Source organism: Micromonospora sp. CNZ299, from assembly GCF_002754415.1.
On sequence record NZ_PEFG01000001.1, the window covers coordinates 5,155,269 to 5,174,348 of the forward strand.

Sequence of the window (19,080 nt, forward strand, 5' to 3'; positions counted from 1 at the left end):
TCAGTCTCCGGCCCCCGCCTGGAAGGGGCGGACCTCGATCGGCAGCGTCGTGGCCAACGCGTAACGACGGCCCACGTCCAGGGCGGCGTCCAGGTCGGGCACGTCGATGATCGTGATGCCGCCCAGGTACTCCTTGCCCTCGACGAACGGGCCGTCGGTGACCAGGACGTCGCCGTCGCGGGCGCGCAGCACGGTGGCGGTCTCCGGGCCGTGCAGTCCCTGGCCGAAGACCCACGAGCCGGTGGAGACCAACTCGGCGCGCAGCTCACCGAGCTGGCGCATCACCCCGGCCAGAAACTCCGGGTCCGGGGGCAGCTCGCCCTGCGGCTGGTGAAGGCTGAGCAGGTACAGCGTCATCGTTCCTCCTCGCGGGGGGCCGGCCCGTCGCCGGCCTCTCATCCTCCACACGATCGGCCCGGGCCCGGATCGACAGGCCGGCGGAAAGTTTCTCGGAGGCCGGCCCGGCCCGGGGGTCGGCGTGCCCTTTGCTCTGCACCCACGAATGCGACAGTCGGCGGCCCACCGAGGCGTCGCCTCGGTGGGTGCAGAGCAAAGGACGAAGGACAGGGGTACGGTCCGCCGCGGGCCGCGACCGGTGCCCGGTCGTCGCGGCAGCCATGCCGTCGACGGTTGTGGGTAGACCCCGGTGTGACCGACGGCATGCGGGTGGTCGTGGTCGGCGCCGGTTTCTCCGGTCTCGCGGCCGCGCTGGCGCTGACCCGTGCCGGTGCCCAGGTGCGGGTGTTGGAGGCCCGCGACCGGGTGGGCGGTCGGGTGTTGACCCGCTGGCTGCCCGAACTCACCCAGGTCGACCTGGGCGCGCAGTGGATCGGTCCGACGCAGGACCGGATGTACGCGCTGGTCGCCGAGCACGGGTTGGCCACCTTCGCGTCCGCGGCGGTCGGCGCGCCCACCCTGCTCTGGGCCGGCCAGCGCCGGGCCGAGCCGCCGGCAGACGTCGCCCGGGTGCTCAGCCTGCTCGACGAGTACGCCGCACGACTGGACCCGGCCGCGCCGTGGCGAGCGCCGGAGGCCGCGCAGTGGGACCGGACGATCCTCGGCGGCTGGCTGCGCTCCACTGCCGGTGACGGTGACACCGCCGACTACCTGGGGCGTCTGCTCGCCGGCGGGCTGCTGGCCAGCGGCGCGGACGAGCTGTCGCTGTTGCACCTGCTGTTCTACCTGCGCAGCGCCGGCGGGACCGCACCCCTGCTGGGGATGGCGGGCGGCGCGCAGCAGGACCGGATCGTGGGCGGGCCGCCGGCGCTGGCCGAGCGGATGGCCGGTGCGCTGCCACCAGGGACGCTGATGTTGGCCGCACCGGTGCGGGCCATCGAACAGAACGCTGAGGGGGTGACGGCGTGGACCGACACCGGGCGCGTCGACGGCGACGCCCTGGTGGTCGCGCTGGCACCGGCACTGGCGGGGCGGATCCGGTACGCCCCACCGCTGCCCGCCCTCCGGGACGGCCTGACCCAGCGGATGCCGATGGGTTCGGCGCTGAAGGTGCACGCCGTCTACCCGGAACCGTTCTGGCGTGCCGACGGGCTGTCCGGGGTGTCCACCAGCTCCGCCGGTCCGCTCACCGAGACGGTCGACAACTCCACGCCGACCTCGCCGCTCGGGGTGCTCACCGGGTTCAGCTACGCCTCGGACGCCGCTGCGCTGCGCGGGATGTCCCCCTCGCAGCGCCGACGGTGTCTGCTGGAGGCGTTCGCCGCCGTGGTCGGGCCACGGGCCGGTGACCCGATGGACCTCGTCGAGTACGACTGGTCGTCCGAAGAGTGGACGCGGGGCTGCTTCTCCGGTGCGCCCACCCCGGGGACCTGGATCGCGTACGGCCCGCATCTGCGGTCGCCGGTGGGGCGGGTGCACTGGGCGGGGACCGAGACGGCGACCCACTGGGCCGGCTATCTGGAGGGTGCGGTGCGGGCCGGTGAACGGGCCGCGGCCGAGGTGCTGGCCGGCTGAGGCGGAACGACCGGAGCCGGCCCGGTCTCGGCGGGACCGGGCCGGCCACGGCCCTGGGTGCTACCCGGGCCGACCCGGTCACGGAGAACCGGGCCGGCGCGGGCGCCCCGGTCAGGGGTAGGTGGTCAGGTACACCTGCTGGTTGGCCGCGTTCGCGGTGCCACCGGCGTTGTTGATCACCCGGTTGATGGTGCCGACGCCACCGAGCGAGACGGTGACCATGTTGGTGAAGCGCACGTTCGGGTTGTTGGGCACCTCGAAGGCCCGCTCCTCCACAACGGCGGGGTTCACGTTGAAGTAGCTGTAGCTGCCCAGCCCCCACGCCTGGTGGCTGGTCACCGAATCGGCGACCTTGTACGCGGCGTAGCCCCGGGTAGACCCGTTCATCCAGGCCGCCTGGTTGGGCGGGTCGTACGGCAGCTCGTTCTGGTAGAAGTACGTCCGGCCGCCGTTGCCGTTCCAGATGGTCTGGTACTTCTGGTAGTGCTCGACGAAGAGGCCGTACATGGTGACGTTGTCGCCGTTGACCGTGAGCCCGGTGTCGGCGGTGTTCAGCGTCCACCCGGTGGGTACGCCGCTGGCCGCGTGGTCGGCCCGCCACAGCCACATGTGGTCACCGATCACGTTGTCGCTGTTGACGGTCAACGTGTTGGTGGCCTTGCCGACGTGTGGGCCGCCGATGCGGAAGAACACGTCGTGCAGCGAGGTCGGGTTGCTGGCGTGGCTCGCGGACGAGCCGGACGGCCCGACCTCCATCAGCACCGGCGAGTTCGTGGTGCCGGCCTCGAACATCAGGCCGGCCACCTTGACGCCGTCCACATCGGCCACCCGCATCCCCACGCTGCCGTTGTCGGCCTGGATGGTGGCCAGACCGAGGCCGAGGACGACAGTGTCGGCGCGGTTGACCTGGATCGGTTCGGTGACGTGGTGCACGCCCGGGGTGAAGAGCAGGTGCCGGCCCTGGGCGAGGGCCGCGTTGATGGTGGCCGCGCTGGTGCCCGGCTGGACGACGTAGAACTGCGACAGCGAGATGGACGAGCCGGCCGGGGTCTTGTTGTACCAGCTGGTGCCGGTCGAGTTGGTGCGCAGTGCCGGCACGAAGACCCGGTACTCACCGGTGCCGTCGACGTAGAGGAACGGCTTCTCCCGCACCTGCGGGGTCTGGCCGATGACGGTGTGCGACGGGTTGGGGAAGCTCGGCGCGGGAGCGCCGTTGACGCCCTGGAAGACCATGTTCCACACCGAGCCGGTCCAGCCGTTGCCGAACTCGCTGTTGCGCGAGTACCACTGCTGCTGCGAGCCGGAGACGACCAGGCCGTCGACGCGGGTGTCGGCCATCAGGCCGCCGCTGGACCAGCCGTCTCCGCCGTTCCAGAGCTGGATCTGGTTCTGCGCGCCGCGCAGGTGCATCCGCCGGTACGGCGCCGCCTGGGACACCGCCCAGCGCTCCACGGTCTGCCCGGCGGGCAGGGAGACCGACAGGTTCTCGGCGGCCCGCCAGAAATTCTGGGTGGCGTTGCCGCCGAACCAGAACGCCTCGGTGCGCACGTGACCGTTGAGGTTGACGTCGTCCGGGCTCAGGCCGAGGCCGGCGACCTGGGTGAAGAAGCCGAGGTTGACGTCGGCGGTGTAGGTGCCGGGCTTGAACAGCACCGCGTAGCGCTGCGGGCCGAACTGGTTGGTCTCCTGCTGGGTGAAGAGGGTGTTGAGTCGACTCTGGATGGTCGAGGTCGGGGTGCTCGGGTCGAAGACGAACGTGTTCGGCCCGAGGTTCGGGTTGCGCGGGTCGGTCGTGTCGACCGGTGGCTCGCTGGTCCCGCCGCCGGTGGTGTTCACCGCCAGCTCCCACAGCGAGTAGCCGTACGCGGTGCCCCGGGCGGTGCCGTACATCCGCAGGTACCGGCCGCTGCCGCTGACGGTCAGCGACTGCGTGCCGCCGGTGCCCGTGGTGGTCGAGTAGATGGTGGTCCAGGTGGCACCGTCGGCCGAGGTCTGGAGCTGGAACGCCCGGGCGTACGCGGCCTCCCAGGTGAGCACCACCCGGCAGATCGTGCGGGTGCTGCCCAGGTCGACGCGCAGCCACTGCGGGTCACTGGCGGCGCTGGCCCACCGGGTGCCGGTGTTGCCGTCGACCGCGGCGGACGCCGCGAGGCCGGCGTCCTGCGTGGACGACGCGGTCGCCGGGCTGCCCTGCGCGACGTTGGTGCTGCCGCAGGTGGGCGTGCTGCCGCCAGTCTCGCCGTAGACCTGGAACTCCCAGAGCGAGTAGCCGTAGCCGGTGCCCCGGGCGGTGCCGTTCATCCGCACGTAGCGGCCGGCGCCGGTGACGGTGAGGTTCTGGGTGCCGCCGGTGCCGGTGGTGGTCGAGTAGATCGTTGTCCAGGTGGCGCCGTCGTCGGAGGTCTGGAGTTGGAAGGCGCGTCCGTAGGCGCCCTCCCAGAGCAGGTTCACCTGGCTGATGGTTGCCCGGGCGCCCAGGTCGACCTGGAGCCACTGCGGGTCGCTGAACGCGCTGGCCCAGCGGGTGCCGGTGTTGCCGTCGACCGCGGCGGAGGCCGGGGTGCCGGCGTTCTCGGTGGACGACGCGGTGGCGGGGCGGCCCTGGGAGAGCAGGGTGGGTGCGGCCTGCGCGGGTGTGGTGGCACCGGCCGGGGTGAGCGCCGCGACCAGGGCCACGGTGAGCCCGACGATCAGGTGCCGGACGGCCCCTCGGGGACGCGGGCGTGCGGATATTGCACGAGATGTCATGACATCGCCTGTCGATAGGGGGTTACGGATGCCGGACGGGTGGGATCGGGTTGGGCCCCGTGGCGCCGTGGGTGGTGCCAGCGATGGGCGGCGCCGCGGACCGGAGAGCGCTCTCGAGTGAGTGTTGCGGCGAGATTGCGACGGCGTCAAGACATCGATCTATAACACCGTTATTTATCCCGAGCTTCGGGTTTTGTGTAATTTGCCGTTGCCGGCGCCGTCGTTCCGCCTCAGCGGCGGATGCCACCCTCGGTGAGGAAGCGGGCGATCGGCAGGGTGGCGGCGCCCAGCGCCACGGCGTCCACGCCGAGCCGGCACAACTCGATCGACGCCTGCTCGTACGGCTGGCGCAGCGCCTGCCGGCCGGCGGCCTCCCGGACGGCCGGCAGCAGGTCGCCCAGCGCCATCGCCGCCCATCCGCCGAGCACCACCCGCTCCGGGTTGAACAGGTTGATCAGGTTGGCCACCCCGGCGCCGAGGTAGCCGGCGGTGTCGTCCAGCACCCGCCGGGCGGTGGCCGAGGTCTCGGCGGCGGCGACCAGCGCGGCGATCTGGGACTCCTCGTCCTCGCCGGGCACCGGTCGACCCCGGCGCGCCTCCCGATAGCGGTCGATGATCGCCTCGGCGCCCACGTACGCCTCCAGGCAGCCGCGCGCGCCGCACCGGCAGGCCCGGCCGCCGTACACGAGGGTGGTGTGCCCCCACTCCCCCGCGCTGCTGGACGCACCCCGGTAGGTGGCGCCGTTGGTCACCACCGACGCGCCGACCCCGGAGCCGACAAGCGCGAAGACGGCGTGCCGGGCGCCCCGGCCGGCGCCGAACCACATCTCGGCCTGGCCGAGGGTCTTGGCGCCGTTGTCGATGTGCAGCGGCAGATTGGTGCCGGCGCCGATCAGACGCTCCAGCGGCACCCGGTCCCAGCCGAGGGCCTGGGCGTGCACGACCGCCTCGGCGCCCTGCTCGACCACGCCCGATACGCCGATGCCGACGCCGAGCACGTCGCCGGGGGCCACCTGCGCCTGGGCGGTCACCGCGTCGATGCCGGCCACCACGTGCCCGGCCACCAGGTCCGGCTCGGTCCGGGCCGGGTCGAGCGGGTACTCGATGCTGGCCAGCAGGGTCATCGCGAAGTCGAACAACTCCACCCGGACCCGGGTCTCGCCGACGTCCACGCCGACCACGAAGGCGAACCGGGGTGCGATCCGCAGCAGCATGCTGGGCCGACCGCCGTCGGACTCGGCGGCGCCGGCCTCGGCGACCAGCCCCTCGTCGATCATGTCGGCCACCACGTTGCTGACCGCCGGCTGACTCAGGCCCGTGCTGCGCACCAGGTCCTGTCGGGTGAGCGGGCCGTCGAGGAAGAGCTTGGTCAGCAGGGCAGACCGGTTGCGCAGCCGCACACTGCGGTTGGTGGCACGCGCCAGCTCCACTCGTCACCTCGTTTCCCGTCGGCCGTTCGAGGCGACTGTAACCGCCTCGTGCTTGACGACCCACCGGCCAGCAACTTTAATGACGACATAATTTAAGCCGTGATGTAACTCCCGGGAAACGCCGACGGACCCTGACGGCGCACCCCGAACCCTGTCCGCAGCCGGCCGCCCGTCGTCCCGACCCCTATCGGCGACGGAGGTCGGCGGACCCCCACCACGCACCGGAAGGGCTGACCCGTGTCGAGACGACACCTCGGGATATTCACCGCCGCCGTACTGGCCGCCGCCTCGCTGACCGCCTGCGGTGGCTCCGGCGACGACTCCGCCGCATCACCCAAGACCCTCACCTACTGGGCCAGCAACCAGGGCGCCAGCCTGGAGGCCGACAAGACGATCCTCCAGCCCGAGCTGGACAAGTTCGAGAAGCAGACCGGGATCAAGGTCACCGTCGAGGTGGTCCCGTGGTCGGACCTGCTCAACCGCCTGCTCGCGGCCGCCGCCTCCGGCAAGGGCCCGGACGTGGTCAACATCGGCAACACCTGGTCGGCCTCGTTGCAGGCCACCGGCGCGCTGGTCGAGTTCGACGACGCCGCGCTGCAGGCCGTCGGCGGCAAGGACCGGATCGTGCCGGCCGCGCTCGCCGCCGCGGGCGCCCCCGGCAAGCCGCCGGCCGCCGTGCCGCTCTACAGCATGGCGTACAGCCTGTACTACAACAAGAAGTCGTTCGCCGACGCCGGCATCACCGCACCGCCGACCACCTGGGAGCAACTCGCCGAGTACGGCAAGAAGCTGAGCACCGGCGGCAAGTGGGGCCTGGCGATCGAGGGGGCCAACCCGTCGGAGAACGCCCACCACGCATTCACCTTCAGCCAGCAGTACGGCGGTGAGTGGTTCGACTCGGCCGGCAAGCCGACCTTCGACACCCCGCAGAACGTCTCGGCGATCAAGCGCTACATCGACTTCATGGCCGCCGACAAGATCACCAACCCGAGCAACGCCGAGTACGCGCAGAACCAGTCGGTCTCCGACTTCGCCAACGGCAAGGCCGCCATGCTGCTGTGGCAGTCCGCCGGCTCGAACCTGAAGACGCAGAACATGCCGGCCGACGCGTACGGGGTGGCCCCGGTGCCGTTCCTGGCCAGCCCGCCGCCCGGCGGCAAGAAGGTCAACAGCATGGTCGCCGGGATCAACATGGCGGTCTTCAAGCACACCAGGAACAAGGACGGCGCGCTGAGCTTCGTCAAGTTCATGACCAGCGACGAGGAGCAGACGCTCCTCAACAAGACGTACGGCTCGCTGCCGGCGGTGAAGACCGCGGGCTCCGACCCGGCGTTCAGCGCCACGGAGCAGAAGACCATCCAGGAGACCCTGGTCACCACCGCCGCCCCGCTCCCCCAGGTGCCCGAGGAGAGCACCTTCGAGACCCTCGTCGGCACCGCGATGAAGGAGCTGTTCGCGGACGCGGCCAGCGGCAAGCCGGTCACCGAGGCGTCGGTGAAGGCGAAGCTGACCGACGCGCAGCAGAAGATGCGCTGACCCAGGCGTCACCGGTGGCCGTGGTCGGGCGCTGAGCCCGGCCACGGCCACCGCCTCCGAGAGGACCCCGATGGCAACCAGCACCACCGCGCCGGACGCCGACCGGCGCGAACCCCGGGCCGGGTCACCGGCCCGGAGGCCGGCCCGCCGGCCCCGCGGCCCCCGCCGCTCACTCCTGCCGTACCTGCTGCTCGCACCGGCCATCGTGCTGGAACTCGCCATCCACGTCATCCCGATGGTGGTCGGCGTCTGGATGAGCATGCTGGAGCTGACCCAGTTCCACATTCGCGACTGGTCCACCGCACCCTTCATCGGGTTCGAGAACTACCGGGCGACGCTCGACCTGAACAGCGCCGCCGGCAAGGAGCTACTGCACTCGTTCTGGGTCACCCTGGCCTACAGCGTGCTCTCGGTCGGGTTCGCCTGGCTGCTGGGCATCTCGGCGGCCGTCGTGCTGCAACGGCCCTTCCGGGGGCGGGCGATCCTGCGTGCGCTGTTCCTCACCCCGTACGCCCTGCCGGTCTACGCCGCGGTGATCACCTGGAGCTTCCTGCTGCAGCGCGACACCGGCCTGGTCAACCACGTCCTCGTCGACCAGCTCGGGCTGCTGGGCGAGCGGCCGTTCTGGTTGATCGGCGACAACAGCTTCTGGTCGCTGCTGGTGGTGTCGGTGTGGCGCAACTGGCCGTTCGCGTTCCTCTGCCTGATGGCGGGTCTGCAGAACGTGCCGGGCGAGATGTACGAGGCCGCCGCCATCGACGGCGCCGGGTTCTGGCGCCGGCTGCGCTCGGTCACCCTGCCGATGCTGCGGCCGGTGAACCTGGTGCTGCTGCTGGTGCTGTTCCTGTGGACGTTCAACGACTTCAACACCCCGTTCGTGCTCTTCGGCGGCTCCGCGCCGGAGCAGGCCGACCTCATCTCCATCCACATCTACCGCAGCTCCTTCAAGACCTGGGACTTCGGCTCCGGCTCGGCGATGTCCGTGGCGCTGCTGCTGTTCCTGCTGGTCGTCTCGGCCGTGTACCTGCTGATCACCAACCGTCGGAGGGACGACCATGCGTGAGACCGCCGGTGAGCGCTGGGGCCGGCGCATCGTGCTGACCCTGCTCACCCTCTTCGTCGTCATCCCGCTCTACGTGATGGTCACCTCCGCGGCGAAACCGTTGCAGGACGTGCAGAACGGCTTCACCTGGTGGCCCAGCCGGCCGACGCTGCAACCGTTCGTGGACATGTGGAGCACCGTCCCGCTGGCCCGGTACCTGGTGAACAGCCTGGTGGTGTCGACCATCGCGGCGGTCTGCTCGGTGGTGGTGGCCATCTTCGCCGCGTTCGCGGTGAGCCGGTACCGGTTCCGCGGCCGGGGAGTCTTCTCGGTGACGGTGCTGTCCACCCAGATGTTCCCCGGCATCCTGTTCCTGCTGCCGCTGTTCCTCATCTACGTCAACCTGGGCAACGCCACCGGCATCGAGCTGTACGCCAGCCGTACCGGCCTGGTGATCACGTACCTGACCTTCTCGTTGCCGTTCTCGATCTGGATGCTGGTCGGCTACTTCGACTCGATCCCTCGCGGGCTGGACGAGGCGGCGCAGGTCGACGGCGCAGGTCCGCTGCGCACCCTGTTCCAGGTGATCCTGCCGGCCGCAGTGCCCGGCGTCGTCGCGGTCACCGTGTACGCGTTCATGACCGCCTGGGGTGAGGTGCTCTTCGCGTCGGTGATGACCGACGAGGGCAGCCGCACCCTGGCCGTCGGCCTCCAGGGCTACTCCACCCAGTTCAACGTCTACTGGAACCAGATCATGGCCGCCTCGCTGGTGGTCAGCATTCCGGTCGTCGTCGGCTTCCTGGCCCTTCAGCGCTACTTCGTCGCCGGCCTCACCGCCGGCGCGGTCAAGTGAGTCATCCAAACCCAGAGGAGATCCGTCCCGTGCCCGACCTGTCCAAGCTGCCACCCGACTTCCTCTGGGGCGTCGCCACGGCGGCGTACCAGATCGAGGGGGCCGTCGACGTCGACGGCCGGGCACCGTCCATCTGGGACACCTTTTCGGCGACCCCCGGCAACGTCGACAACGGCGACACCGGCGCGGTGGCCTGCGACCACTACCACCGGTGGCCCGAGGACTTCGCGTTGCTGCGCCGGCTCGGCGTGGACGCGTACCGTTTCTCGGTGGCCTGGCCCCGGGTGATGCCCGACGGTGTCGGGCGGGTCAACCCCGCCGGGCTGGACTTCTACGACCGGCTCGTCGACACGCTGCTCGCCGACGGGATCCGACCGTTCGTCACCCTCTACCACTGGGATCTGCCGCAGGCGTTGCAGGACCGGGGCGGTTGGCCGGAGCGGTCCACCGCCGAGGCGTTCGCCGACTACGCGGCGGTGGTGGCCGCCCGGCTCGGCGACCGGGTCGGTGACTGGAACACGGTCAACGAGCCGCTCTGCGTGTGCTGGATCGGGCACCTGGAGGGGCGGATGGCCCCCGGCGAGCGGGACCTCACCCGCGCGGTGCACGCCTCGCACCACGTGCTGCTCGGGCACGGGCTGGCCACTCAGGCGATCCGCGCCAACGCCGCCCGGCCGGCCTCGGTGGGCCTGGTGCTCAACCTCAGCCCGATCGAGGCGGCCACCGACCGACCCGAGGATGTCGCGGCTGCCCGCCGGGCGGACGGGCACGTCAACCGGTGGTGGCTGGACCCGATCCACGGACGGGGCTACCCCGCCGACATGATCGCCACCTACGGCGTCGAGCCACCGGTACGCGGCGACGACCTCGCGGTGATCGCCACGCCCACCGACTTCCTCGGGGTGAACTACTACTTCCGTCAACTGGTGGTCGACGACCCGACCGGCGCGGCACCGTACGCCCGGCAGGTGCCGGTGCCCGGCTCGGTGGAGACCGCGATGGGCTGGGAGATGTACCCGGCGGGGCTGGAGCGGCTGCTGGTCGACGTGCACGAGGAGTACCAGCCCGGTCGGATCATCGTCACCGAGAGCGGTTCGGCCTGGCCGGACGAGGTCACCGCGGACGGCAGGGTGGAGGACAAGGAGCGCACCGACCACCTGGAGCAGCACCTGGCGGCGTGCGCGTCGGCGGTGGCCCGGGGTGTGCCCCTGGACGGCTACTTCGTCTGGTCGCTGCTGGACAACTTCGAGTGGGCGTACGGCTATGACAAGCGCTTCGGGTTGGTGCACGTCGACTACCCGACCCAGACCCGGACGGTGAAGGCGAGCGGTCTGCGTTACGCCGAGCTGATCCGCGCGCACCAGCGTCTCGCCCGCACGACCGGGACGGCCGCACCGGTGGCCTGATCGGGGGCGGTGCGGTCGGCCGCCCGGGGTAACCCGGGCGGCCGTTCCCGTTCCGATCGGACGAAACCGCCACCGGCCCCCACACCCGGTGGCTAGCCTGCGGCAATGTCCGCAGCACCCGACGAGGCCGAGCGGCCCGACGCCGGAGCGCGAGTGTCCGGCATCGACCGGATGACGGCGTTCAGCGACGGCGTCTTCGCCATCGTCATCACCCTGCTGGTCATCGAGTTGCGGGTGCCGGAATACCACGAGGGCGAGTTGCTGACCGGCCTTCTCGGCGAGGGTGCCTCCTACCTGGCCTTCGTGGTGTCCTTCGTCTACGTCGGGGTGCTCTGGCTCAACCACCACGCGCTGCTGCGGTTGATCCGCGGCACCACGCTCACGCTGAGCTGGATCAACCTCGGCGTGCTCTTCGGCGCGGTGATCATTCCGTTCCCCACCGCGGTGCTGGCGTCGGCGTTCACCCACGGCGACACCGACGACCAACGCGCGGCCGTTGCCCTGTACGCGCTGTCCGCCGCGCTGATGTCGGCTCCCTGGCTGGTGTTCTTCGGCTACCTGCACCGGCACCCGGCGCTGCTGAGGCGTGGGGTCAGTCCCGAGTACGTGCGCACGCAGCGGCTGCGACCGGTCACCGGCCTGGTGCTCTACGGGCTCAGTGGTCTGCTCGGCTGGTTCGTCAACCCGCTGCTGGGCCTGATCGGCGTCATCGTCATGATCACCTATCACGCGGTGACCAGCGAGGGGTTGCCCCGCTGGCTCACCCGTCGGTGAGGGCGCGCAGCCGCAGCAGGTCGGCCGGGGTGTCCACGTCGAGCGGTGCGCCGACGTCGTCGCAGGGCACCTCGACCACCAGGTCCGGCCGGTCACGCAGCAGGTCGCGGGCACCCCGGTCGCCGACTGCGTACCGGTCCAGCAGCGGCCAGGTCTCCCGAGTCAGGAGCACCGGGTGCCCCGGCCGACCGGCGTAGGTGGCGACCGCGACGAGCGCACCGCCGGCGTACGCGGCCCGCACCCGGCGGACCGCGGCCGGGCTGAGCAGCGGCTGGTCGACGAGGACCACGACCGCGGCCGGTACGTCGGCCGGCAGGGAGGCCAGGCCCCTGCGCAGCGACGATCCCAGCCCTTCGGCCCAGCCGTCGTGTCGGACCGGCACCGCGCCGGGCAGATCGGGCACGTCGTCGGCGCCGGCGCCGAGCACCACGTGCACGGGTGTGCAACCGCCGTCGCGGAGCAGCGTGATCCCGCGCCGCACCAGCGGCACCCCGTCCAGCTGGACCAGCGCCTTCGGACGGCCGTACCGCCGCCCCGCGCCGGCGGCCAGCAGCAGCCCTGCGGTCACCGGCATCACCCCCGTACGAACTGCTTTGCGTTATTCGCCCTCAGATGTACCGACAAAGCTAGTCTGGGCCGGTGCAGGGCGGACCCGAGAACGCGACGACGACCGACGAGCGGCACTCGTCCCGGGTGACGTTCGAGGTCAACGGCTCGTCCCGCGAGATGATGCTGGACAACCGCACCACGCTGCTGGACGCGCTGCGCGAGCACCTCGACCTGACCGGGGCGAAGAAGGGCTGCGACCACGGCCAGTGCGGCTCCTGCACGGTGCTGCTGGACGGTCGCCGGGTGAAGAGCTGTCTGGTCTTCGCGGTCACACTGGACGGCCGCTCGGTGATCAGCGTCGAGGGGCTGGCCGGGCCCGACGAGCTGTCCCCGTTGCAGGCCGCGTTCATCGCCCACGACGCGTTCCAGTGCGGCTACTGCACACCCGGGCAGCTCTGCTCCGCCCGCGGCATGCTCGACGAGGTCGCCCGAGGCTGGCCCAGCGCCGTCACCGACGACCTGAGCGCAACGGCCGAGCTGACCGACGCGGAGATCCGGGAACGGATGGCCGGCAACCTGTGCCGCTGTGCCGCGTACCCGCACATCGTCGCGGCCGTGCGCGAGACGGCGGCGTCCTCGTGAGGGCGTTCCGTTACCACCGGCCCGCCGACGTGGCGGAGGCGGTCGCCGTGCTGGCGGCCGAGCCGCAGGCCGCGTACCTGGGCGGCGGCACGAACCTGGTGGACCTGATGAAACTCGGGGTGCAACGCCCCGACGTGCTGGTCGACGTGACCCGGCTCCCGCTGGACACCGTCGAGGAGTTGCCCGACGGCGGGCTGCGGATCGGCGCGACCGTCCGCAACAGCGACCTCGCGGCCCACCCGGTGGTCCGCCAGAACTACCCGGTGCTGGCCCGCGCCCTGCTCGCCGCCGCCTCCGGACAGCTGCGCAACATGGCCACCACCGGCGGCAACCTGTTGCAGCGCACCCGCTGCGTCTACTTCCAGGACACCGGCAAGGCGTGCAACAAACGTGAACCGGGCAGCGGTTGCGCCGCCCTGCACGGTCAGAACCGCGACCTGGCGGTGCTGGACTGGTCCGAGCAGTGCGTGGCCACTCACCCGTCCGACCTGGCCGTGGCGCTGGCCGCACTCGACACGGTGGTGGAGGTGCACGAGGCCGACGGGCCGCGCGACGTCCCGCTCACCGCCCTGTACCGCTCCCCCGGCACCCACCCGGAACGGGAGACCACCCTGGCCCGGGGCACGCTGATCACCGCCGTCCGGTTGCCACCGCTGCCGGCCGCGCGCCGCTCGACGTACCTCAAGGTGCGCGACCGGGCATCGTTCGCCTTCGCCGCCGGCTCTGTGGCCGCGGTGCTGGACCTCGACGGCGACGTGGTCCGCGACGTCCGGCTGGCGTACGGGGCGGTGGCCCATCGACCGTGGCGGGCGTACCGGGCCGAGGAGGAGCTGCGGGGCCGACCGTTCAGCCCCGAGCTGGCCGCCCGGGCCGCCGATGCGGAGCTGGCCGAGGCCCGCCCGTTGCGGCACAACGGTTTCAAGGTGCCGCTGACCCGGGCCATCACGGTGCGGGCGCTCAGCGAGCTGGCGTCGTCGTGAGCACCGACGCGGTCGGCCACGCGTACCCCCGGCTGGAGGGCCGCGAGAAGGTCACCGGCACGGCCCGCTACGCCGTGGAGTACCCGGTGGACGGGATCACCTACGGCTGGGCGGTGCCGTCGGCGGTGGTACGGGGCCGGATCACCCGGGTCGACACATCGGAGGCGCTCGCCTCCCCGGGCGTGCTGGCGGTCCTGCACCACGGCAACGCGCCCCGCCTCGCGGCCGGCCCCGAGCCGGAGCTGTGGCTGTTGCAGGATCCGGCGGTGCACTACCGGGGGCAGTACGTCGCCGTGGTGGTCGCCACCAGCCTGGAGGCGGCCCGCGAGGGCGCCCGGCTGGTCCGGATCGACTACGACGCCGCCCCGCACAGCACGGTGCTCACCGACGACCACCCCGGCCTGTACCAGCCGGACCACGTCAACCCCAGCTATCCGACGGACACCGCCGAGGGTGACTTCGACGCCGGGTACGCGGCAGCCCCGGTGCGGGTGGACGCCACGTACCGCACCCCGGCGTACCACAACAACCCGATGGAGCCGCACGCCACGACGGCGCAGTGGCGCGACGGACGGCTGCTGGTGCACGACTCCAACCAGGGCGCGTCGTCGGTGCGGGGCACCCTCGCCGAGCTGTTCGAGGTGTCCCCGGAGTCGGTGCGGGTCGTCACCGAACACGTCGGTGGCGGTTTCGGCAGCAAGGGGTACGCCAAGGCCGCTGTGGTGCTGACCGCCCTCGCGGCCCGGCACGTGGACCGACCGGTCAAACTGGCGCTGACCCGCCAACAGCTCTTCGGGCCGGTCGGCTACCGCACCCCCACCATCCAGCGGGTCCGCCTCGCCGCCGACGCCGACGGGCGACTCACCGCCATCTGCCACGACGCGATCAGCCAGACGTCGACCATCCGCGAGTTCGCCGAGCAGACGGCCGTCTACACCCGCAGCATGTACGCCGCACCCCACCGCCGCACCACCCACCGGCTGGTCCGCCTCGACGTGCCCACGCCGTTCTGGATGCGCGCCCCCGGTGAGTGCCCCGGCGCGTACGCCCTGGAGTCGGCGATGGACGAGCTGGCCATCGCCGTCGGCATCGACCCGGTGGAGCTGCGCATCCGCAACGACACGGAGGTCGACCCCGACCAGGGGCGGCCATTCACCAGCCGCAACCTGGTGGCCTGCCTGCGCGAGGGTGCGCAGCGGTTCGGCTGGACGGACCGGGACCCGACGCCCCGCGCCCGGCGCGACGGTCGCTGGCTGATCGGCACGGGGATGGCCGGGTCGAGTTACCCGGCCCGGGCCAGGCCGTCGTCGGCCAGGGCCACCGCCCGGCCCGACGGGAGCTTCCTGGTCCAGATCAACGCCACCGACATCGGCACCGGCGCCCGGACGGCGATCTGGCAGGTGGCCGCCGACGCGCTCGGGGTGCCTCCGGAGCGGGTGGAGATCCAGATCGGCGACACCGCCCTGCCGGCCGCGCCGGTGGCCGGGGGCTCGATGGGCACCGCCAGTTGGAGCTGGGCGGTGATCCGGGCCGGTCAGGCGCTGCGCGACAAGCTGCGGGACACCCCGGGCGGCGTACCGACGGACGAGGTGTCCGCCGATGCCGACACCACCGACGAGGTGGGCGGGCAGCCGGCGCTCCCCCGGTACGCGTACGGGGCGCAGTTCGCCGAGGTGAGGGTGGACGCGGACACCGGCGAGGTACGGCTGAACCGGATGCTCGGCGTGTTCGCGGCCGGCCGGGTGGTGAACCCGACGACGGCGCGCAGCCAACTCATCGGCGGCATGACGATGGGGCTGTCGATGGCCCTGCATGAGGAAGGACTGCTCGACGAGCGGTACGGCGACTGGGTCAACCACGACCTGGCCACGTATCACATCACCGGCTGCGCGGACGTGGAGTCCATCGAGGCGTACTGGCTCGACGAGCACGACGACGAACTGAACCCGGCCGGCGTGAAGGGCATCGGCGAGATCGGCATCGTCGGGGCGGCGGCGGCGATCGCCAACGCGGTGCACCACGCCACCGGCGTACGGGTCCGGGACCTGCCGATCCGGTTGGACAAACTCGTAGGATCATCAGCCTTGGCTTAAATAAGCCGGTGGTGATATAAAGGTCGTCGTGCACGCCTTCGACGTGCTGGGCGATCCGGTCCGGCGCCGCATCCTGGAGCTGCTCGCCGACGGCGAGCAGACCGCCGGCGCGGTCAGCGCGGTCATCCGCGAAGAGTTCGGCATCTCCCAACCTGCCGTGTCCCAGCACCTCAAGGTGTTACGGGACAACGGCTTCGCCACCGTGCGGCCGGAGGGCACCCGGCGTTTGTACGCGGTCGACCCGCGCCCGCTGCGCGAGGTCGACGGCTGGCTGGAGCACTTCCGCCGGTTCTGGACCCCACCCCTGGCGGCACTCGCCACCGAGCTGGCCCGGGGCCGACGCGAGCGTCGGCTGCGTGGGCCCGCCGACCCACCCGACGAGAGGAACACCTGATGTTCGACGCGACCGAGCAGATCAACGCCGTGCAGCGGAAGGTCGGCAGCCGCACCCTGGAGGCCGGTGAGGCTCGGGTGACCACGATCAGCCAGACCTACCAGGCGACCGCCGAGGACCTGTGGGACGCCTGCACCAGCGCCGAGCGCATCCCGCGCTGGTTCCTGCCGATCACCGGTGACCTGCGGCTGGGCGGCACGTACCAGCTCCAGGGCAACGCCGGCGGCACCGTCGAGAGCTGCGAGCCGCCGCGCCGCTTCACCGCCACCTGGGAGATGGGCGGCGAGGTGAGCTGGATCGAGGTCCGCCTCACCCCGGTCGGCGACGAGCGGACCCGCTTCGAGCTGGACCACATCGCGCACGTCGACCAGGACCGGTGGGCCCAGTTCGGGCCGGGCGCGGTCGGTGTCGGCTGGGACCTCGGGCTGCTCGGTCTCGCCTCGCACCTGGCCGGCGACGGCAGCGGGATCACACCGGAGCAGGGCGCTGAGTGGACCGCCTCCGCCGAGGGACGGCGGGCCATTGAGTTGAGCAGCCAGCTGTGGTGCGAGGCGAGCATCGCCGCCGGCACCGACGCCGACGAGGCGAAGGCCGCCGCCGAGCGCACCACCGCCTTCTACACCGGCGCCCCGCAGGCCTGAGCGCGGGCGGGCGGCGCGGCAGCTTCAGCGGCGACCGGGGTAACGTGCTGCGGATGACCGGCACGCCGTACTCGCACTGCTCCTACTGCGGCGCCGCCTACCCGCCGGCCGCCGGATGGCCGCGGGTCTGCGCGGCCTGCGGCGAGACCGTCTGGCGCAATCCCCTGCCCGTGGCGGTCGCGGTGCTGCCGGTCCGCACGGCCGAGAGCCTGGGCGTGGTGGTCGTCCGCAGGGACATCGAGCCGGCCCGCGGCCTGCTCGCGCTGCCCGGCGGCTTCATCGAGTACGGCGAGGAGTGGTCCGACGCCCTCGTCCGTGAGCTGCGGGAGGAAACCGGCCTGGTCGCCGCGGCCGAGGACGCGCGACTGTTCGCGGTGCACGGCGCCCCGGCGGGCGGCACGATGATGATTTTCGGGGTGCTGCCCGAGCGAGCGGCCGAGGATCTGCCACCGTCGACGCCGACCGAGGAGGCGACCGAGTGGCTGGTGCTCACCGACCCGGTCGAGCTGGCGTTCTCCACCCACACGCGGGTCCTGGCCGAGTTCCTGACCGGCACCCCCTGAGTCACCGACGCTGCGCAGGTCGTCCGACACGTTCGTGGGGGATGATGAGGACATGGTGCAGGCGTTCGCAGCCCACCCGCCCTGCGCGGTGTGCGGCCGACCCGCGACACACGTCGAACTCGTCGCCCCCGGTGCCAAGCCCGCCGACTGGGCCGACCGCTCACCGCAGGAACGCGACGTGTTCGACGCCGCCCGACAGCGTCATGGCGACCAGCAGTGGTGGCTGATCTTCTCCGGCATCGAGGCCGGCAATGGCACCGGCGACCCGGTCGATCTGGCGAGAGCGACGCGGATCGCCGCCGCCTTCACCGAGCCGTACCGGTTCGCCGCCGTGACGACTGCCGGCTTCTACGATGACGCTGGCTTCTGCGGCCCCTGCGACGCACCGTACTGCCACCGCCACTGGAACGTCTCCAGCACCGGATACGGCACCTGCCCACACGGCCACGGCAAGAGCCTCGATCCATTCTGGTGGCCCGACGACCTCTGACCGTGGCCGTTGCCGCCATCAAGGGTTACGTCGATCCGCAGTATCAGCGAGCGCCGTCGCACCGCTAGGCTACGGCCTCGACATCGCATGGCTGGTAAGGGGAGACGGACATGTCGCAGGACCACGCTGAGCAGCCCGTGGGAGGTTCGGCCGCCAAGCTGGACACGACGGTGCCGCACTCGGCACGGGTGTGGAACTACTGGCTCGGCGGTAAGGACAACTTCGCCCCGGATCGCGAGGTCGGCCAACAGGTACGGGCGGTCTTCCCGGAAATCGTCGAGGCGGCACGGTATTCGCGCGCGTTTCTCGGACGAGCCGTAACCTATCTCGCCGCGGAGGCGGGGATCCGTCAGTTCCTCGACGTCGGTACCGGCCTGCCCACGGCCGACAACACCCACCAGGTCGCCCAACGGATCACACCGCAGGCACGCGTCGTCTACGTCGACAACGACCCGATGGTTCTCGCGCACGCCCGGGTGCTGCTGACCAGCAGCCAGGAGGGTGCCACCCAGTACGTCGACGCCGACCTGCGCGACCCGGAGAAGATCGTCCAGAGCGCTCGGGACACACTGGACTTCGGTGCGCCGATCGCGCTGATGCTGCTGGGCGTCATGGGTCACGTCGAGAAGCCGGCCGAGGCGCGGGCCATCGTCGACGCTCTGGTCTCGTCCCTACCGCCGGGCAGCTTCCTGGCGATGTCCGACGGTACGGCTACCAGCGAGCGGGTCATCGAGTCGCATCGGCAGTACAACGAAAGCGGTGCTCTGCCGTACCACCTGCGTGAGGTCGCGGACTTCACGGCGTTCTTCGACGGCCTCGACCTGGTCGAGCCGGGTGTCGTGCCGCTGGGGCACTGGCGGACTGCCAGCGGGCCCCCGGCCAAGGTGGACGGCTACTGCGGGGTCGCCCGCGTGCTCTGACGCGGGAACTGCCTGGCCGGTCGGCACGGCATAGACTTCGCCAATGCC

The 19,080-nt window shown here is 71.6% G+C and carries 18 protein-coding genes; 14 read left to right on the forward strand and 4 right to left on the reverse strand.

Going from position 1 to position 19,080, the window contains the following annotated elements:
• Positions 1-357, reverse strand: coding sequence for a YciI family protein (locus tag CLT68_RS23535; RefSeq protein WP_088948464.1), 357 nt, complete (start codon positions 355-357; stop codon positions 1-3).
• A 273-nt stretch (positions 358-630) separates the two neighbouring features.
• Between CLT68_RS23535 and CLT68_RS23540 the strand changes: the two genes are divergently transcribed.
• Positions 631-1,971, forward strand: coding sequence for a flavin monoamine oxidase family protein (locus tag CLT68_RS23540; protein WP_486482287.1), 1,341 nt, complete (start codon positions 631-633; stop codon positions 1,969-1,971).
• Positions 1,972-2,082: 111 nt separating this feature from the next.
• Here the strand turns inward: CLT68_RS23540 and CLT68_RS23545 are convergent, their stop codons facing one another.
• The gene (locus CLT68_RS23545; RefSeq protein ID WP_099854083.1) at positions 2,083-4,719 is read right to left on the reverse strand and encodes a discoidin domain-containing protein; all 2,637 of its coding nucleotides are present in this window, start codon (positions 4,717-4,719) and stop codon (positions 2,083-2,085) included.
• A 230-nt stretch (positions 4,720-4,949) separates the two neighbouring features.
• The gene (locus CLT68_RS23550) at positions 4,950-6,149 is read right to left on the reverse strand and encodes an ROK family transcriptional regulator (RefSeq protein ID WP_099854085.1); all 1,200 of its coding nucleotides are present in this window, start codon (positions 6,147-6,149) and stop codon (positions 4,950-4,952) included.
• A 237-nt stretch (positions 6,150-6,386) separates the two neighbouring features.
• On the opposite strand from CLT68_RS23550, the gene CLT68_RS23555 reads away from it, so the two are divergent.
• From CLT68_RS23555 to CLT68_RS23575, 5 genes are all read left to right on the forward strand, one after another.
• The gene (locus tag CLT68_RS23555) at positions 6,387-7,685 is read left to right on the forward strand and encodes an ABC transporter substrate-binding protein (protein ID WP_099854087.1); all 1,299 of its coding nucleotides are present in this window, start codon (positions 6,387-6,389) and stop codon (positions 7,683-7,685) included.
• Between the two features lie 70 nt (positions 7,686-7,755).
• Entirely contained in the window at positions 7,756-8,748 is a 993-nt protein-coding gene (locus CLT68_RS23560) for a carbohydrate ABC transporter permease (RefSeq protein ID WP_088948468.1), read from the forward strand.
• Positions 8,741-9,580 (forward strand): carbohydrate ABC transporter permease, encoded by an 840-nt coding sequence (locus tag CLT68_RS23565; RefSeq protein WP_088948469.1) that lies wholly within the window; start codon positions 8,741-8,743, stop codon positions 9,578-9,580. Before CLT68_RS23560 ends, CLT68_RS23565 begins: the two co-directional genes overlap by 8 nt.
• Positions 9,581-9,609: 29 nt before the next feature.
• The gene (locus CLT68_RS23570) at positions 9,610-10,986 is read left to right on the forward strand and encodes a GH1 family beta-glucosidase (RefSeq protein WP_099854089.1); all 1,377 of its coding nucleotides are present in this window, start codon (positions 9,610-9,612) and stop codon (positions 10,984-10,986) included.
• Between the two features lie 105 nt (positions 10,987-11,091).
• Positions 11,092-11,760 (forward strand): TMEM175 family protein, encoded by a 669-nt coding sequence (locus CLT68_RS23575; protein WP_099854091.1) that lies wholly within the window; start codon positions 11,092-11,094, stop codon positions 11,758-11,760.
• On the opposite strand, the gene CLT68_RS23580 is transcribed toward CLT68_RS23575, so the two are convergent.
• Entirely contained in the window at positions 11,747-12,334 is a 588-nt protein-coding gene (locus CLT68_RS23580; RefSeq protein WP_099854093.1) for a nucleotidyltransferase family protein, read from the reverse strand. The two genes, CLT68_RS23575 and CLT68_RS23580, sit on opposite strands and share 14 nt — an antisense overlap.
• Before the next feature lie 65 nt (positions 12,335-12,399).
• Here CLT68_RS23580 and CLT68_RS23585 point away from each other — a divergent pair, with 65 nt between their 5' ends.
• The 8 genes from CLT68_RS23585 to CLT68_RS23620 all read left to right on the forward strand — a co-directional run bounded on the left by CLT68_RS23585 (position 12,400) and on the right by CLT68_RS23620 (position 19,032).
• A complete protein-coding gene (locus CLT68_RS23585) occupies positions 12,400-12,951 on the forward strand; it encodes a 2Fe-2S iron-sulfur cluster-binding protein (RefSeq protein ID WP_486482288.1) in 552 nt (183 codons plus the stop codon).
• Positions 12,948-13,931 (forward strand): FAD binding domain-containing protein, encoded by a 984-nt coding sequence (locus CLT68_RS23590; RefSeq protein ID WP_099854095.1) that lies wholly within the window; start codon positions 12,948-12,950, stop codon positions 13,929-13,931. The genes CLT68_RS23585 and CLT68_RS23590 overlap by 4 nt, the downstream gene beginning before the upstream one ends.
• Positions 13,928-16,024 (forward strand): xanthine dehydrogenase family protein molybdopterin-binding subunit, encoded by a 2,097-nt coding sequence (locus CLT68_RS23595; protein ID WP_099854097.1) that lies wholly within the window; start codon positions 13,928-13,930, stop codon positions 16,022-16,024. The genes CLT68_RS23590 and CLT68_RS23595 overlap by 4 nt, the downstream gene beginning before the upstream one ends.
• Positions 16,025-16,052: 28 nt before the next feature.
• On the forward strand, positions 16,053-16,418 hold the full coding sequence (locus CLT68_RS23600; protein WP_099854099.1) for a metalloregulator ArsR/SmtB family transcription factor: 366 nt from the start codon (positions 16,053-16,055) through the stop codon (positions 16,416-16,418).
• Complete coding sequence (locus CLT68_RS23605) at positions 16,418-17,059, forward strand: SRPBCC family protein (protein ID WP_099854101.1); 642 nt, start codon at positions 16,418-16,420, stop codon at positions 17,057-17,059. The genes CLT68_RS23600 and CLT68_RS23605 overlap by 1 nt, the downstream gene beginning before the upstream one ends.
• A gap of 53 nt (positions 17,060-17,112) precedes the next feature.
• The gene (locus CLT68_RS23610) at positions 17,113-17,622 is read left to right on the forward strand and encodes an NUDIX domain-containing protein (RefSeq protein ID WP_099854103.1); all 510 of its coding nucleotides are present in this window, start codon (positions 17,113-17,115) and stop codon (positions 17,620-17,622) included.
• Positions 17,623-17,674: 52 nt separating this feature from the next.
• On the forward strand, positions 17,675-18,112 hold the full coding sequence (locus CLT68_RS23615; RefSeq protein ID WP_099854105.1) for a Rossmann-fold NAD(P)-binding domain-containing protein: 438 nt from the start codon (positions 17,675-17,677) through the stop codon (positions 18,110-18,112).
• 110 nt (positions 18,113-18,222) lie between these two features.
• Entirely contained in the window at positions 18,223-19,032 is an 810-nt protein-coding gene (locus tag CLT68_RS23620; RefSeq protein WP_099854107.1) for an SAM-dependent methyltransferase, read from the forward strand.
• Positions 19,033-19,080 lie beyond the last annotated feature (48 nt).

Coding starts and splice junctions, on each gene's coding strand:
- CLT68_RS23535 (WP_088948464.1), bottom strand. CDS start 357: ATGACGCTGTACCTGCTCAGCCTTCACCAGCCGCAGGGCGAGCTGCCC.
- CLT68_RS23545 (WP_099854083.1), bottom strand. CDS start 4,719: ATGACATCTCGTGCAATATCCGCACGCCCGCGTCCCCGAGGGGCCGTC.
- CLT68_RS23560 (WP_088948468.1), top strand. CDS start 7,756: ATGGCAACCAGCACCACCGCGCCGGACGCCGACCGGCGCGAACCCCGG.
- CLT68_RS23565 (WP_088948469.1), top strand. CDS start 8,741: ATGCGTGAGACCGCCGGTGAGCGCTGGGGCCGGCGCATCGTGCTGACC.
- CLT68_RS23575 (WP_099854091.1), top strand. CDS start 11,092: ATGTCCGCAGCACCCGACGAGGCCGAGCGGCCCGACGCCGGAGCGCGA.
- CLT68_RS23580 (WP_099854093.1), bottom strand. CDS start 12,334: ATGCCGGTGACCGCAGGGCTGCTGCTGGCCGCCGGCGCGGGGCGGCGG.
- CLT68_RS23605 (WP_099854101.1), top strand. CDS start 16,418: ATGTTCGACGCGACCGAGCAGATCAACGCCGTGCAGCGGAAGGTCGGC.
- CLT68_RS23610 (WP_099854103.1), top strand. CDS start 17,113: ATGACCGGCACGCCGTACTCGCACTGCTCCTACTGCGGCGCCGCCTAC.
- CLT68_RS23615 (WP_099854105.1), top strand. CDS start 17,675: ATGGTGCAGGCGTTCGCAGCCCACCCGCCCTGCGCGGTGTGCGGCCGA.
- CLT68_RS23620 (WP_099854107.1), top strand. CDS start 18,223: ATGTCGCAGGACCACGCTGAGCAGCCCGTGGGAGGTTCGGCCGCCAAG.